14 protein-coding genes are annotated in these 14,069 nt (G+C 60.6%); 6 read left to right on the plus strand and 8 right to left on the minus strand.

Annotation, left to right across the window (positions count from 1 at the left end):
• Positions 1–4: 4 nt before the first annotated feature.
• Positions 5–292 carry an Asp-tRNA(Asn)/Glu-tRNA(Gln) amidotransferase subunit GatC gene (gene gatC, locus ABD013_RS07555; protein WP_343804502.1) on the minus strand — a complete coding sequence of 96 codons (288 nt, stop codon included), beginning with the start codon at positions 290–292 and terminating at the stop codon, positions 5–7.
• Positions 293–491: 199 nt separating this feature from the next.
• Between gatC and ABD013_RS07560 the strand changes: the two genes are divergently transcribed.
• The 6 genes from ABD013_RS07560 (at position 492) to ABD013_RS07585 (ending at position 8,610) form a co-directional block, all read left to right on the plus strand.
• The gene (locus ABD013_RS07560) at positions 492–1,529 is read left to right on the plus strand and encodes a rod shape-determining protein (RefSeq protein WP_343804504.1); all 1,038 of its coding nucleotides are present in this window, start codon (positions 492–494) and stop codon (positions 1,527–1,529) included.
• Between the two features lie 123 nt (positions 1,530–1,652).
• On the plus strand, positions 1,653–2,459 hold the full coding sequence (gene mreC / locus ABD013_RS07565) for a rod shape-determining protein MreC (protein ID WP_343805769.1): 807 nt from the start codon (positions 1,653–1,655) through the stop codon (positions 2,457–2,459).
• Complete coding sequence (gene mreD / locus ABD013_RS07570; protein WP_343804506.1) at positions 2,452–2,940, plus strand: rod shape-determining protein MreD; 489 nt, start codon at positions 2,452–2,454, stop codon at positions 2,938–2,940. Before mreC ends, mreD begins: the two co-directional genes overlap by 8 nt.
• Before the next feature lie 5 nt (positions 2,941–2,945).
• Positions 2,946–3,524, plus strand: a complete 579-nt coding sequence (locus tag ABD013_RS07575; protein WP_343804508.1) for a Maf family protein — start codon at positions 2,946–2,948, stop codon at positions 3,522–3,524.
• Between the two features lie 37 nt (positions 3,525–3,561).
• Positions 3,562–5,031 carry a ribonuclease G gene (rng, locus tag ABD013_RS07580; RefSeq protein ID WP_343804510.1) on the plus strand — a complete coding sequence of 490 codons (1,470 nt, stop codon included), beginning with the start codon at positions 3,562–3,564 and terminating at the stop codon, positions 5,029–5,031.
• Positions 5,032–5,043: 12 nt separating this feature from the next.
• Complete coding sequence (locus ABD013_RS07585) at positions 5,044–8,610, plus strand: YhdP family phospholipid transporter (protein ID WP_343804512.1); 3,567 nt, start codon at positions 5,044–5,046, stop codon at positions 8,608–8,610.
• Positions 8,611–8,612: 2 nt separating this feature from the next.
• On the opposite strand, the gene yjgA is transcribed toward ABD013_RS07585, so the two are convergent.
• The 7 genes from yjgA to ABD013_RS07620 form a co-directional block, all read right to left on the minus strand.
• On the minus strand, positions 8,613–9,131 hold the full coding sequence (gene yjgA / locus ABD013_RS07590) for a ribosome biogenesis factor YjgA (protein WP_343804514.1): 519 nt from the start codon (positions 9,129–9,131) through the stop codon (positions 8,613–8,615).
• Between the two features lie 11 nt (positions 9,132–9,142).
• On the minus strand, positions 9,143–10,492 hold the full coding sequence (gene mgtE / locus ABD013_RS07595) for a magnesium transporter (protein WP_343804516.1): 1,350 nt from the start codon (positions 10,490–10,492) through the stop codon (positions 9,143–9,145).
• Positions 10,493–10,560: 68 nt separating this feature from the next.
• Positions 10,561–10,830 carry an HPr family phosphocarrier protein gene (locus ABD013_RS07600; RefSeq protein WP_343804518.1) on the minus strand — a complete coding sequence of 90 codons (270 nt, stop codon included), beginning with the start codon at positions 10,828–10,830 and terminating at the stop codon, positions 10,561–10,563.
• Positions 10,823–11,707, minus strand: coding sequence for an RNase adapter RapZ (gene rapZ / locus ABD013_RS07605; protein WP_343804520.1), 885 nt, complete (start codon positions 11,705–11,707; stop codon positions 10,823–10,825). The genes ABD013_RS07600 and rapZ overlap by 8 nt, the downstream gene beginning before the upstream one ends.
• Position 11,708: 1 nt before the next feature.
• Positions 11,709–12,170 carry a PTS sugar transporter subunit IIA gene (locus ABD013_RS07610; protein ID WP_343804522.1) on the minus strand — a complete coding sequence of 154 codons (462 nt, stop codon included), beginning with the start codon at positions 12,168–12,170 and terminating at the stop codon, positions 11,709–11,711.
• Positions 12,171–12,191: 21 nt separating this feature from the next.
• Positions 12,192–12,482 (minus strand): ribosome hibernation-promoting factor, HPF/YfiA family, encoded by a 291-nt coding sequence (gene hpf / locus ABD013_RS07615; protein WP_343804524.1) that lies wholly within the window; start codon positions 12,480–12,482, stop codon positions 12,192–12,194.
• A gap of 53 nt (positions 12,483–12,535) precedes the next feature.
• Positions 12,536–14,044 (minus strand): RNA polymerase factor sigma-54, encoded by a 1,509-nt coding sequence (locus ABD013_RS07620; RefSeq protein WP_343804526.1) that lies wholly within the window; start codon positions 14,042–14,044, stop codon positions 12,536–12,538.
• Between the last annotated feature and the right edge of the window lie 25 nt (positions 14,045–14,069).

The raw sequence follows: 14,069 nt of genomic DNA on the forward strand, positions 1-14,069 counted from the left end.
CGGATTATTCGATGACCTTGGGCACCAGAAAGAGACCTTCCTCGGTGGCCGGTGCAACGGCCTGAAGGGCTTCACGCTGGTTGGTTTCGGTCACTTCGTCGGCACGCAGGCGCTGGACGGCATCCAGCGGGTGAGCCAGAGGCTCGACGCCTTCTGTGTTGGTGGCCTGCATCTGATCCACCAGGCTCAGGATGCTGTTCAGTGAATCGCTGTAGCTGTCGATATCGGCCGCATCGATCTGCAATCGTGCCAGATGGGCTATCTGTTCCACATCGGATCGGTCCAGTGACATAGGTCCGCTTCTCGCTCTGATCGGTCTGTTCGCTTAAGGGTGGCTGAACGCCGGAAGCCCCGCCGCGATTGAATTTGGAAAGGGTGAATGGCGCATAAGATAGCATGTTTGAACCTTGCCCAAAATCCCTGCCGTTGTTAGAGTTGTTGCCTTTCAGACTAGCGGCCGCTCCGGCTAATCTCAGGGTACCCACAGTAACATGTTCAAGAAATTTCGAGGCCTGTTTTCCAGTGACCTGTCCATTGATCTGGGCACCGCCAATACACTGATTTACGTCCGTGACAAGGATATCGTGCTGGATGAGCCGTCTGTTGTCGCCATCCGTGTGAACGGTAACCAGAAGTCGGTTGCCGCTGTAGGTGCCGACGCCAAGCGCATGCTCGGACGTACGCCGGGCAACATTACCGCAATCCGTCCGATGAAGGATGGTGTTATCGCCGACTTCCATGTCACCGAGAAAATGCTGCAGTACTTCATCAGCAAGGTGCATGACAACAGCTTCATGACGCCGAGTCCGCGTGTGCTGGTCTGCGTGCCTTGCAAGTCCACTCAGGTTGAACGCCGTGCGATCAAGGAATCGGCCATCGGTGCCGGTGCCCGTGAGGTTTACCTGATCGACGAGCCGATGGCAGCGGCGATCGGTGCCGGCCTTCCGGTCGAAGAGGCCAGTGGTTCCATGGTGGTCGACATCGGTGGTGGTACTACCGAGATCGCCGTGATCTCGCTTAACGGCATCGTCTATGCCGAATCCGTGCGTGTCGGTGGCGACCGCTTCGATGAAGCGATCGTGACCTATGTGCGCCGTAACTACGGTAGCCTGATCGGTGATTCCACCGCCGAGCGCATCAAGCAGGAGATCGGCACGGCTTACCCGTCCAGCGAAATCCTCGAGATCGACGTGCGTGGCCGCAACCTGGCCGAGGGGATTCCGCGCAGCTTTACGCTGAACAGCAACGAGATTCTCGAAGCCCTGCAGGAGCCGCTGTCGGCGATCGTGCAGTCGGTCAAGAGTGCGCTGGAGCAGTGCCCGCCCGAACTGGCGGCCGATATCGCCGAACACGGTATCGTGCTGACCGGTGGTGGTGCCCTGCTGCGTAATATCGATCGTCTGGTGAGCGAGGAAACCGGTCTGCCGGTGATCGTGGCCGAAGATCCGCTGACCTGTGTCGCCCGTGGCGGGGGCAAGGCGCTGGAGATGCTGGACAAGCACACCTTTGAAATTCTGACCGCCGAGTGAGGGTGGCGGTGCGCGGACAGTCGGGGGGCGAGCAGCATCCCGGCGGCTACTGGGACGTCATTCGGGAGGTGAATTATTAATCCGATCTTCCGGGGCAGCTCGCCGCGCCGCCTGTTTCTGCTGCTGGTGATTCTGGCCGGCTTACTGATGGTGACCGACCTCAACTGGCCAAAAATGAAAGAGGGCCGTGCCTGGCTCTCGCTGCTGGTCACGCCACTGCAGTGGGTGGTGGATATCCCGACCCGGGTGGCGGATAGCCTGTCCGGCGTGGTGGTGGATCGAGCCAGCCTGGTGCGCGAAAACGAGGCGCTCAAGTCCGAGGCGCTGGTGCTGGAGCGTAAGGTGCAGCAAATGGCAGCACTGGCAGCGGAAAATATCCGTCTGCGTGAGCTGCTGGGCGCCGGTGAACGCCTCGAGCCCGAAACCCGCCTGGTTGAACTCATCGGCGTAAACCCGGACCCTTTCCAGCATGAAGTGATCCTGAACCAGGGCTCCGAGGATGGGGTCTTTGCCGGCCAGCCAGTGCTGGATGCCGGCGGCGTCATGGGCCAGGTAATTTCGCTGGCGCATTACACCAACCGTACCATGCTGATCACCGATGCCCGCTCCGCCATTCCGGTGGAGGTCAATCGTAACGGCTTCCGTGCCATTGCGCTTGGCAAGGGGGTGCTGGATGAACTGGAGCTGGAGCATGTGCCCGATACGGCCGATATCCGCGAGGGTGACCTGCTGGTAACCTCCGGGCTGGGAGGGCGCTTCCCGCGCGGCTATCCGGTGGCAAGAGTGAAGGAGGTGGTCCGTGACCCCGGCCGTCCCTTTACCCTGGTCAAGGCCGAGCCGGCCGCCCGCCTGGATCGCAGCCGTCACCTGTTGCTGGTGGATTACCATCCTGAACCGATAGAGGTCGCGCAAGGGGACGTGGATGGCTGAGCAGCGCAGCGGCGGTGGGCTGATCATCTTCGCGACCTTTCTGGTCGGTATGGTGTTGAGCCAGATGCCACTGCCAGAGATGCTGGTATGGGCACGGCCCGAATGGGTGGTGTTGATCATGATCTACTGGGTGATGGCGCTGCCGCACCGGGTAGGACTGGGCAGCGCCTTTCTGCTGGGGGTATTGCTCGACGTGGTGCGCGGCAGTGTGCTCGGTCTGAGTGCCCTGTCACTGACCCTGATCGCCTTCTTTGTCCTGATTCTGTACAAGCGCCTGCGCATGTTTCCGCTTTGGCAGCAGTCATTGATGGTGCTGGTACTGGTGGGCATCAATCAGCTGCTGTTCCACTGGATGCAGAGCATTACCGGTACCACCGGGGATTCCCTGCTGTTCCTGCTGCCGTCGCTGGTCAGCGCGTTGGTCTGGCCCTGGCTGTACCTGTTGCTGCGCGCCGTGCGCCATACCTTCTATATTCAATGAGTGCCATGCCTGAACTGATTCTTGCTTCCGCTTCGCCGCGCCGCCGTGAACTGTTGTCCCAGATCGGTGTGCCTTTTCGTTGCTGCCCGGTCGATATTGATGAGACCCCGCAGCCGGAAGAGCCGGCTCAGGCGTATGTCGAGCGGCTGGCGCTGGAAAAGGCTGTAGCCTGTCGGCAACTGAACCCGGCAGCGGTGGTACTGGGCTCGGATACCAGTGTGGTGGTCGATGGCCGGATTCTGGGCAAGCCGGTGGATGAAGCAGATGCCGTGCGCATGCTGATGATGCTGTCCGGGCGGCGGCACCAGGTAATGACGGCGGTGGCCGTTGTAGATGAGCAGCGGCAGCGGGTTGAAACCGTGACCACCGATGTGGCCTTCATCGAGCTGGATGAGGCACGCTGCCGTGCCTACTGGCGGACCGGAGAGCCTTGCGACAAGGCCGGGGCTTATGGCATACAGGGGTTAGGAGCAGTGCTGGTACGCGGCATCGAGGGCAGCTATTCCGCCGTCGTGGGGTTGCCACTGATGCAAACGGCCGCGCTGCTGCAGCAGTTCGATATCCCGGTCTGGCAGCAAAACTGAATCAATAATAACGAATAGCTGATCGAGGACACAGAGGATGGGTGAGGAGATCCTGATCAACTTCACGCCGATGGAAACGCGCGTGGCAGTGATCGAAAACGGCATGCCCCAGGAAATCTACGTGGAGCGCGCCAAGCGCCGTGGTATTGTCGGCAACATCTACCAGGGCAAGGTCGTCCGTGTGCTGCCCGGCATGCAGGCCGCGTTTGTCGATATCGGGCTGGAACGGGCCGCTTTTATCCATGTGGATGAGGTGGTTGATCAGAGCATGCCGACCGACCAGCGCAACGCTACCTCCATCGCTCAGGTGCTGCGCGAAGGCCAGTCGCTGCTGGTGCAGGTGACCAAGGACCCGATCGGGACCAAGGGCGCACGCCTGACCACTCACATCTCTATCCCGTCGCGCTACCTGGTGCTGATGCCGGGCAGTACTCACATCGGTGTTTCCCAGCGGATCGAGGACCCACAGGAGCGCGACCGCCTGCGTGGACAGATGCTGGATCTGATGCAGGACGATTCGAACTCACCGGAATGGGGGGTTATCCTGAGGACAGTGGCCGAAGGCATCTCAGAGGTCGAACTCGCCAGTGACCTCCAGTTCCTGCGCCGCCTCTGGGAGTCCATTCGCAACAAGATCAAACAGGTCAAGGCGCCGGCAATCGTCTATGAAGACCTGCCGCTGAACATGCGTGCGCTGCGTGACATGGCACATGCTGGTGTCGAGCGTATCCGCATCGATTCCCGCGAGACCTTCCAGCGCGCCAGCGAGTTCGTCAAGGCGCTGGTGCCGGAGATCGAGAGCAAGCTGGAATACTATCCCGGCGAGCGGCCGATCTTCGACATGTTCAATGTCGAAGAGGAGATGCAGAAGGCGCTGGGCCGCAAGGTGGAGCTGAAGTCCGGTGGTTACCTGATCTTCGACCAGACCGAAGCGATGACTACGGTGGATGTAAACACCGGTGCTTTTGTGGGCCATCGTAACCTGGAAGAAACCATCTTCAAGACCAACCTGGAAGCCGCCACGGCGATTGGTCGCCAGCTGCGCCTGCGCAACCTGGGCGGCATCATCATCATCGATTTCATCGACATGGAAGACCCCGATCATCAGCGCCAGGTGCTGCGTACCCTGGAGCGGGTGCTGGAGAAGGATCACGCCAAGTGCAAGGTCACTGGCGTGTCGGAGTTGGGGCTGGTGGAGATGACCCGCAAGCGGACCCGTGAAAGCCTGGAACAGGTGCTCTGCGAACCCTGCAGTCACTGTCAGGGGCGTGGTTCGCTGAAAACGCCGGAAACGGTCTGCTATGAGATCTTCCGTGAAATCCTGCGTCAGCACCGCGCCTATGATACCGAAACCTACCTGGTGCTGGCGGCACAGTCGGTGGTCGATCACCTGCTCGATGAGGTCTCGGACCATGTGGCTGAGCTGGAGGCATTCATTGGAAAGACCGTGCGTTTCCAGGTTGAGCCGCTGTACACCCCGGAACAGTACGATGTTGTGCTGCGCTGATCGGGCAGGGGCATGCGCCGCCATCTGAGCCGAGCCTGGTGGCTCGCTGTCGTTCTGCTGCTGTTACTGGCGTTGCTGCTGACGGCGGCGCGTCTTGGGCTGCAGTCTATCGACCGCTGGCGGCCGGAGATTCAGGCGCTGCTCAGTGACTCCCTGGGTGTGCCGGTTGAGATCGGCCGGCTGCAGGGCCAGTGGAACTATGCCCTGCCGGTACTCACGGCAGAGAATATCCGTATCCATACCCGCTCTACCGAAGGCATCGAAGGGCATCTGGCACTGCAGCAGCTGACGCTGGAGCTGGACCCCTTTGCCTCGTTGCTCTCCCGTGTGCCCATCTTTCATCGTTTCGAAGCCCGTGGTGCCGCCATCCGCTGGAACCAGCGCGGTGGTGCCTGGCTGCACCGCCCCGGGGCCGCACCGGGCGCCGCTACTGAGGGGGTTAAGTTACCGGTCTGGGAGCGGCTGGTTGCGGTGCTGCTGCAACAGCCCTATGCCGTTATACGCGATGTGGAGCTGACCCTGGTACCGGAGCAGGGACAGAGCCTGGTAATTACACCGGCCGACCTGGAGCTGGAAAATGCCCGCCGTGAACACCGTCTGAGTGGCCTTTTTCGCATGCCATTGCTGGGCGATACGGCCGAGATGAAGTTCATCGTCGAGGCCGAGTCGGTTCAGTTGAGAGCATTGGATGCCCGCTATCGGCTCTACCTGGAACTGAACCACCTGGGACCCGAGCTGTTTCAGTTGTTTGGACAGGAACTGGGGGTCGAACAGCTGAACCTGAGCACCCGAATCTGGAGCGAGTTCGATCAGCGCCGGTTGCAGGGGGCGCAGGCGCAAGTGGAATTGGGGCAATTGTCGCTGGTGCAGGCCGGCATCCCCTATCCGCGTTCGGGCCGTCTCAATGCCAGCTTGCAGCCGAGAGGGGATGACTATCAACTGCAGCTGAGTCAGTTGCAGTTGGTACATGAAGAGGGTCAGTTTGAACTGCCGCTGGCAATGGTGCAGGCGCCCCTGTCACTTCAGCCTGAACACTTGCAGGCGGGAATCGCCGAACTGGATCTGCAGGCGTTGTCCAGCTGGTTGCAACAGGCACCGGGCATGCCTGAAAAGGCCGCCCAGCTGCTGGCGGCCCTGCAGCCTGAGGGCATGTTGCAGCAGGTCAGCCTCCAGAAACCGGAAGGGAGTGGCTGGCTGGATCTGCAGCTAACCGCAGACGTGGAGCAGGCAGGGGTCGCCGCCTGGCATGGCGCACCGGCGCTGCAAGGTGTCAGCGGTCGGCTGGAGGCCGGGTTGAAGCAGGGCCGGATCGATCTGGTCAGCGATGCCTTCGGCATGCAGTTCCCCGAGCTGTTTCCGGACCTCTGGCGTTACCCCGAGGCGCAAGGCCGGATCAGTTGGGCGTTGGATGAGCGGGGTGTCCACGTCGCCAGCGAGCGTTTGCAGCTCAAGGATCAGCATGTACAGGCATCAGGGCGTTTCAGTATCGATCTGCCATTTGATCGCAGTCGCCAGAGTGAGCTGGTGCTGTTGATCGGGATGACCGACAGCGACGGTTCTCAGGCGTCCATCTATACCCCCGCCAAGGAGGTTGGTCCGGGGTTACACCGCTGGCTGGAACAGTCCCTGCAGGGGGGAAGGTTGCGCCAGGGTGGGCTGCTGCTGCGTACCGGGACACGCAATAACGACACCCCGCGTGCGCCGGTGGTGCAGCTGTTTTTCGATGTGGCCGAGGGGCAGCTGGCCTATCAGCCGGGCTGGCCGGCGGTCGAGGATGCCGACCTGTTCGTGCTGGTGCGCGATGCCGGGGTGGCGATCAATATCAACCGGGCGCGGTTGCTCAACAGTGATATCCCCTCTGGCTGGGCCTATCTGCCCCCTGGCGAGCGTCAGTTGCAGGTCGAGGCCGAACTCGTGGGGCCGGTGGGGGACCTGGATCAGGTGTTGAAAGAAACGCCGCTGGCCGACGTGCTGGGGCCTTCGGTTCAGGACTGGTCGCTGGGCGCCGGCAAGGCACAGAGCCGGCTGGGTTTGAGCGTACCGCTGCAGGATCGATCACCTCCTGGTGTTGATCTGACGGTGAGGCTTCAGGATACCCGGCTTGAGGGGCAGGGCGGCAATCTGAGTGTTACCGGGATCAAGGGGACGCTGCGTTACAATAGCCGTACAGGGTTGAGTGCTGACGAGTTGCAGGGGCGTTTTCTCGATCAGCCGGTCAGTGCCAGCATTACCACCGGGCAAAATCGTTACCGTATCGAGCTTCAGGGGCGCTCAGACATGGCGCGGCTGCAGCAATGGCTGCAGATGCCGGCGCTGGCCCTGACTGAAGGGACAGCGCCTTGGCAGGCTCAGCTGGAAGTCTGTGCCGAGGCTAGCTGTCCCCGGCTTGAGATTCGTTCCGGTCTTGAGGGCGTCGCGCTGGAGCTGCCGGGGATTCTGGCCAAATCTGCCGATCAGCGTGCGCCGCTGACGCTGGCGTTGAAGCTTGCCCCCGAGGTGGCGGTAGAGTCACTGGCGCTGCAACTGCCGGCTGATGGCATAGCGCCACTGAACGTGACGGCGAGTGCTGCTGCCGAGGCTCCCTTGCGCTTCAAACTGGAACACCCGCAGCTGAGCGGGGAGGTGGTGTCGGCAACGTCGGAGCAGCCGTTGCTGCTGAATCTGACTCACCTGCAACTGGATGCCCTGATGCCTGCACAGAAAGCAGCCGACAGTGCAGCACCGGCCAGGCCTTCTGTCGCCGATCACTTCAGCGGGCAGTTGCCGGCAACTCGGGTGCGGATCAAGGATCTATGGTTTGCCCAGAAACCGCTGGGTGAATGGAAGTTTGCCCTGCAGCCTGAACCGGGGCGCCTGCGGATTCGTGAACTGGAGGCTTACCCTGAGCAGATGGTGGTACGTGGTGAGGCGGACTGGGTGCAGGGGGAAGAGAGTAATACCGCGGTGACCCTGAAACTGGCTGGTGAAGACCTGGGGCGCTTGCTGAAAAGCTGGGGGCATGGGCGGGTGATGGAAACCAAACAGGTTGAAGCCATGCTGCAGTTGCAATGGCCCGATGCCCCCTGGCAGTTTGATCTGGCGCAGCTCGACGGTGAATTCCAGTTCAGTACGGCAGAGACGCGGCTGATCGAAACGGCAGACAGCACCAATATCCTGCGAATATTCGGCATTCTGAATTTCAACTCCATCGCTCGCCGTTTGCGTCTGGATTTCAGTGATCTGCTCAAGAAGGGGGTCAGCTTTGACAGCATCAGTGGCCATTACCGTATCGAAAACGGAGTGGCGACAACACTGGAGCCGCTGCGGATGGAAGGGCCTTCGGCCAACATGACCCTGACTGGGCGAGTAGATCTGGCGGCCGAGCAGCTCGACAACACCGTAGAGGTGACGCTGCCGATTACCAGTAATGCGCCACTGGCGGCGATTCTGTTGGGGGCGCCTCAGGTGGCCGGAGCGGTGTTCGTCATTGACAAGCTTATCGGTGACAAGCTGGAGCGTTTCAGTACCCTCAAATATCGGCTGACCGGCCACTGGGACGACCCGCAGATGGAGCTGCAGGCCGGCGGTTCGGAAGGCTAGCCTCAGGCCTCGTAGAGTTCGCGGATGTAGCGGAACAGCTTGCGTGCCTGCGCGGGAGCCTGTTCACGCTGACGTTCGCGTTGGGCATTGCGGACCAGCTGGCGCAAATGCTGGATGTCGGCATTCGGGTGCTGCTCAATGAAACCCTGGAGGTCGGCGTTGTCACCGTCGATCAGGCGCTCGCGCCAGCGCTCCATCTCGTGGAACAGCTGGTTGTGTGCCGCGCTGGCGGAGTCGAAACGATCAACAGCCTCGCGAATGGCGTCGGCATCGGCGGTGCGCATCAGCTTGCCGATATACTGCAGGTGGCGGCGTTTGGCGCCGTTGGCCTTGATGCGGGCGTACTCCTCGATCGCGGCACGCAGCTGGTCGCCGATCGGCAGCTTTTCCTGCTGGTCCGGGCGCAGCTCGGTCATCCGCTTGCCCAGTTGCTGCAGCTCTTCGGCATCGCGCTTGAGCTGGGACCGGCTGGGTGGCAGGTCATCGATGTCATCATTATGTTGCGAGTCAAAGTCGGTCATATCAGTGTCCATCAAGCAAAAAACAGCGTTGCCAGGCCCAGAAAGGCGAAAAAGCCAACAACGTCGGTAATGGTGGTCAGCAGGACGCTGCCGGCCAGAGCCGGGTCGATTCCCACTGATTTTAGTATCATCGGCAGCAAAGTGCCGGCCATGGCGCCGGCAACCAGGTTGATCACGATCGCCAGGGCGATGACGATGCCGACGGTCATGTCCTGGAACCAGAGGACTGCAACCAGTGCGACCACCAGCGCCCAGAGCAGGCCGTTGAGTGCGCCGACAACCAGTTCGCGGTTAAACAGCCAGCCAATGTTGGAGCGTTCCACATGGCCCAGTGCCTGGCCGCGGATGACCAGTGTCAGGGTCTGGCTGCCGGCGATGCCGCCCATGGAGGCGACGATTGGCATCAGAACGGCCAGGGCGACCACCTTGTCGATGGTATCCTCGAACAGGCCGATCACGGCGGAAGCGATGAAGGCGGTGATCAGGTTGATGCCGAGCCAGACGGCACGCCGCCGGGTGGTCTTCATGATCGGTGCGAAAGTATCCTCGTCCTCGTCGAGGCCGGCCATGCTCATCAATGAGTGGTCGGCATCCTCGCGGATCACGTCCACCACGTCATCGATGGTGATACGGCCCAGCAGCTGGCCGGATTCATCGGTCACGGGGGCGGAGATCAGGTCCAGCTGTTCGAACAGGCGAGCGACTTCCTCGTCCGGCGTGTCGGCGGTAATGGCGTCGACGTCCGTATTCATGATTTCGCGGACCAGTACATCCGGGTCGGTGGTCAGCAGTCGGGTCAGCGGCAGTACGCCGATATAGGAACCCTTGCGGCTGACAACGAACAGGGTGTCGGTGGTTTCCGGGATCTCCTTGTGCCGGCGCAGATAGCGCAGCACGGTCTCGGCAGTGATGTCGGGGCGGATGGTCACCGTGTCGGTGTTCATCAGGCCGCCCGCAGTGTCCTCCGGGAATGACAGAACCTGCTCAACCCGCTCACGGTTCTCCCGGTCCATGATTTTCAGCAGCTCTTTCATCACCCGTTCGGGCAGCTGCTGCAGGATGTCGGCCATATCGTCCGTTTCCAGCGATTCAGTGATCGCCAGTACCTCGGACGCTTCCATGCGGCTCAGGATTTCGGCCTGGGCGTCGTCCCCCAGGTATTGCAGCACCTCGCCTTCCAGTTCCTGGTTGAGCAGATTCCACAGAATCTGGCGTTCACGCGGCGGCGTCTTCTCAAGCAGGTGAGCAACTTCGGCGGGTCGCAGGCCCTTGTTGAGCATGAACCTGAGTTGCTGCAGCTCACCGACTTCCAGGGCGGCGCTGAGGGTTTCCAGATTGGAGGGCGTTTCCGGCTGACTCATCGGCAGGTCTCACTCAGGAACAGTACGGGTGGTGCGGCAAGGTACAGCAAACTGTACAGAGGAATCTTTTATTCCGGCTCGTCAAAGCGATTGTTGATCAGGGCTTCGAGGGCCTCCAGGGCAGCCTGTTCATCCTCGCCATGCGCGCTCAATTGCAGCTCGGTGCCCTTGCTGGCGGCCAGCATCATTACGGACATGATGCTTTTGCCGTCGATTTCACGGCTGTCACGGGTGATACGGATGTCTGACTGGAATTGACTGGCGGTGGTGACCAGCTTGGCGGCGGCCCGGGCATGCAGCCCCAGCTTGTTGATAATGGTCAGTCGCTTTTCAATCATGTTGGGGTCCCGCGGCAGGCTGACTCAGTTCACGGTGCAGCACCTGAACATTATCCATATGCGCGCGGAAATAACCAGCCAGTTGCTCGGCAACATAAACTGAACGGTGTTGGCCCCCGGTGCAGCCGATGCCGATGGTGATATAGCTGCGGTTGTTGGCCTTGAAGCGGGGCAGCCACTTGTGCACAAAGCTGCGGATATCCGCGACCATCTCGGCAACTTCGTCCGACTGAGACAGGAAGTCGATTACCGGCTGATCGCGTCCGTTGAAACGGCGCAGGTCCGGTACCCAGTAGGGATTGGGCAGCGAGCGGACATCGAAGGTAAAGTCGACATCAAGCGGTACACCGTGTTTGAAGCCAAAGGATTCGAGCTGCAATGACAGGCTCTGTTCGCTACGCCCGGCGACACGCAGTTTTACCTCGTCCCGGAGTTCATACAGAGAGAGACGGGTGGTGTCGATACGCAGGTCGGCCAGGTTGGCAATCGGCTCCAGCAGCTCGCGCTCGGTACGGATTGCCTGCTGCAGGCTCTGGTCGTTGTCGGTCAGCGGATGGCGGCGACGGGTGGCGTTGTAACGGCGCAACAGGGTCGCTTCGCCGGCATCAAGAAAAAGCGTTTCCGCGGTCAGTCCCGGCAGCTGGCGCAGTTGCTGCATCACTTCAGGGAAGCGTACCAGATTGCTGGGCAGGTTGCGGGCATCAATGCTGACGGCGATCGCCTGGGCGGGCCGGGATTCGGCCAGCATCAGGCGGATCAGCTCCGGCAGCAGCAGTGCCGGCAGGTTGTCGATGCAGTAGAAACCGACATCCTCAAGTGCCTGCAGGGCGGTACTCTTGCCGGATCCGGAACGGCCGCTGAGGACCACCAGACGCATTCTATTGCCCCTGACACAGGCCCTGAACGCGTTTGAGCAGACTCTCGGAGTCTTCGCAGGCGCGCAGAGCTTCACGTGTTTCCGAGTGATTGAACAGTTCCGCCAGGCCTGCCAGTGTCTGCAGGTGTTCCTCGGCACCCTGTTCGGGGACCAGCAACAGGCAGACCAGGTCAACCGGGCGGTTGTCGATGGCATCGAAGTCGATCGGGGAGGCCAGGGTCATCAGCATGCCGACCGCTCGGTCAACACCGGCCATGCGACAGTGTGGAATAGCGACGCCTTCACCGATACCGGTACTGCCAAGGCGCTCGCGATTGATAAGGCCGCTGAAGATATCTTCAGCGGCCGGGCCATTCAATTGCTCAGCAATCGTTTGACTGGCGAGTTCGAGAACACGCTTCTTGCTGACCACATCCACATGGCAGAGCGTGAGAGAGGGGGTCAGCAGTTCTGATAGTTGCATGTCGTGACGTGCTGCTACCGGTTATTTGTGGGATTTGATTTTTTCTTTGTGCTTGATGATCTGGCGATCCAGCTTGTCGACCATACCATCAATTGCAGCATACATGTCGTCATGCTGGTGTGCCGCAAAGACTTCACCGCCAGCCAGGTGGATGTTGGCTTCAGCTGTCTGGCGCTGCTTCTCAACACTGAGTGTGACCTGTGCATTAGTGATGTTATCGAAGTGACGTTCCAGGCGGTCAAACTTGGTACGTACGTACTCGTCCAGAGCGCCTGTCAGTTCGACGTGGTGGCCAGTGATGTTGATCTGCATAGGTTTTTCTCCTCGTCATGGACACGTTCTTACAGCGTGCCTTTCCATTCCCATTAAACCAGACGCTTGCGCTCATTAGAAGGCGGAATGTTCATCGCTTCACGATATTTTGCAACGGTGCGTCTGGCGACATTGATTCCCTGTTCTTTTAACAGCTGAGCGATCTTGTTGTCACTGAGTGGCTTGGCCGTATTTTCATTGTTGACCAGTTTCTTGATCAGCGCCCGAATCGCCGTGGAAGAGGCGGCGCCGCCATCGGACGTGCTGACGTGACTGGAGAAGAAGTACTTGAGTTCAAAGATGCCGCGTGGCGTATGCATGTACTTCTGTGTGGTCACGCGCGAAATGGTGGATTCGTGCATGTCGACCGCTTCGGCGATGTCGTGCAGTACCATCGGTTTCATGCCTTCTTCACCCTCCTCGAAAAAGTCGATCTGGCGCGCGACGATCTCGGTGGACACCTTGAGCAGCGTTTCATTGCGGCTGAGCAGGCTTTTGAGGAACCAGCGAGCTTCCTGCAGGTGGTTCTTCAGGTAGGTGTTGTCGGCGCTGTTGTCGGCCCGTCGAATCAGGTCGGCATACTGGGTGTTGATCTTCAGACGCGGCGAGGCGTCGGTGTTGAGACTGACGTTCCACTGCCCCTGGATCTTGCGCACGATCACGTCGGGGATGACGTATTCGGGTGGCTCCGAGCTGATCAGGGTGCCGGGCTTGGGGTTCAGGCTCTGGATCAGACTGATCACCTGCTGCAGGCTGTCTTCCTTGAGACGCAAGCGGCGCATCAGGGTGCGATAATCGTGGCTGCCAAGCAGGTTCAGATGGTCGCGTACCAGGCGTACGGCATCGTTGAGCAGTGGGGTGTCCTCGGGCAGTTGGCGCAGCTGCAACTGCAGGCATTCGCTGAGGTCGCGGGCGCAGACGCCGGCTGGGTCGAACTGCTGCACTCGGTGCAGCACCGCTTCGATCTCGTCAGTGTCGCAGTCAGAGAAACGTTCGGGCTCGCTCTGCTGGAAATGCTCCAGTACCTCGTCGACACTGGTGCGCAGGTAGCCGTCGGCATCGACCGCATCGATCAGGGCGAGGGCCACCATGCGGTCGTTGTCACTCATCGGGGTCAGGTTCAGCTGCCACAGCAGGTGATCCTGAAGATCATCCTCGGTGCTGTCGTTGTCACCTGGATCCCAGTCACTGTCGCGTTCGGGGCCGGGCGAGCTCTGATGCTGGAAAGTGTCGTCCCACTGGCTGTCGGTCGCCAGTTCGGTGGGAATCTGCTCGTTCCAGCCATCCTCGCCGCTGTCTTCCCAGCTATCCTGGTCCTCGGTCGCGGCCGGCTGCTCGCTATCGCGGGAGCTGTCCTGTTCGGCACTGGTGTCCTGCTTTTCGGCTTCGGCCTCCGCCGTTTCCTGTTCCTCATCCACTTCCAACAGGGGGTTGCTGTCCAGCGCTTCCTGAATTTCCTGCTGCAGATCCAGAGTGGAGAGCTGCAGCAGGCGAATCGCCTGCTGCAGCTGCGGCGTCATTGTCAGCTGCTGGCCGATCTTGAGTTGTAACGACTGCTTCATATGCAAACTGCCGGGTTGACCGAGT

It is taken from the genome of Marinobacterium maritimum, from assembly GCF_039523155.1.
GTDB lineage: Bacteria > Pseudomonadota > Gammaproteobacteria > Pseudomonadales > Balneatricaceae > Marinobacterium > Marinobacterium maritimum.

Coding starts and splice junctions, on each gene's coding strand:
- ABD013_RS07585 (WP_343804512.1), top strand. CDS start 5,044: ATGCGCCGCCATCTGAGCCGAGCCTGGTGGCTCGCTGTCGTTCTGCTG.
- ABD013_RS07575 (WP_343804508.1), top strand. CDS start 2,946: ATGCCTGAACTGATTCTTGCTTCCGCTTCGCCGCGCCGCCGTGAACTG.
- rng (WP_343804510.1), top strand. CDS start 3,562: ATGGGTGAGGAGATCCTGATCAACTTCACGCCGATGGAAACGCGCGTG.
- rapZ (WP_343804520.1), bottom strand. CDS start 11,707: ATGCGTCTGGTGGTCCTCAGCGGCCGTTCCGGATCCGGCAAGAGTACC.
- gatC (WP_343804502.1), bottom strand. CDS start 292: ATGTCACTGGACCGATCCGATGTGGAACAGATAGCCCATCTGGCACGA.
- yjgA (WP_343804514.1), bottom strand. CDS start 9,131: ATGACCGACTTTGACTCGCAACATAATGATGACATCGATGACCTGCCA.
- mgtE (WP_343804516.1), bottom strand. CDS start 10,492: ATGAGTCAGCCGGAAACGCCCTCCAATCTGGAAACCCTCAGCGCCGCC.
- hpf (WP_343804524.1), bottom strand. CDS start 12,482: ATGCAGATCAACATCACTGGCCACCACGTCGAACTGACAGGCGCTCTG.
- ABD013_RS07620 (WP_343804526.1), bottom strand. CDS start 14,044: ATGAAGCAGTCGTTACAACTCAAGATCGGCCAGCAGCTGACAATGACG.
- ABD013_RS07610 (WP_343804522.1), bottom strand. CDS start 12,170: ATGCAACTATCAGAACTGCTGACCCCCTCTCTCACGCTCTGCCATGTG.
- ABD013_RS07560 (WP_343804504.1), top strand. CDS start 492: ATGTTCAAGAAATTTCGAGGCCTGTTTTCCAGTGACCTGTCCATTGAT.
- ABD013_RS07600 (WP_343804518.1), bottom strand. CDS start 10,830: ATGATTGAAAAGCGACTGACCATTATCAACAAGCTGGGGCTGCATGCC.
- mreD (WP_343804506.1), top strand. CDS start 2,452: ATGGCTGAGCAGCGCAGCGGCGGTGGGCTGATCATCTTCGCGACCTTT.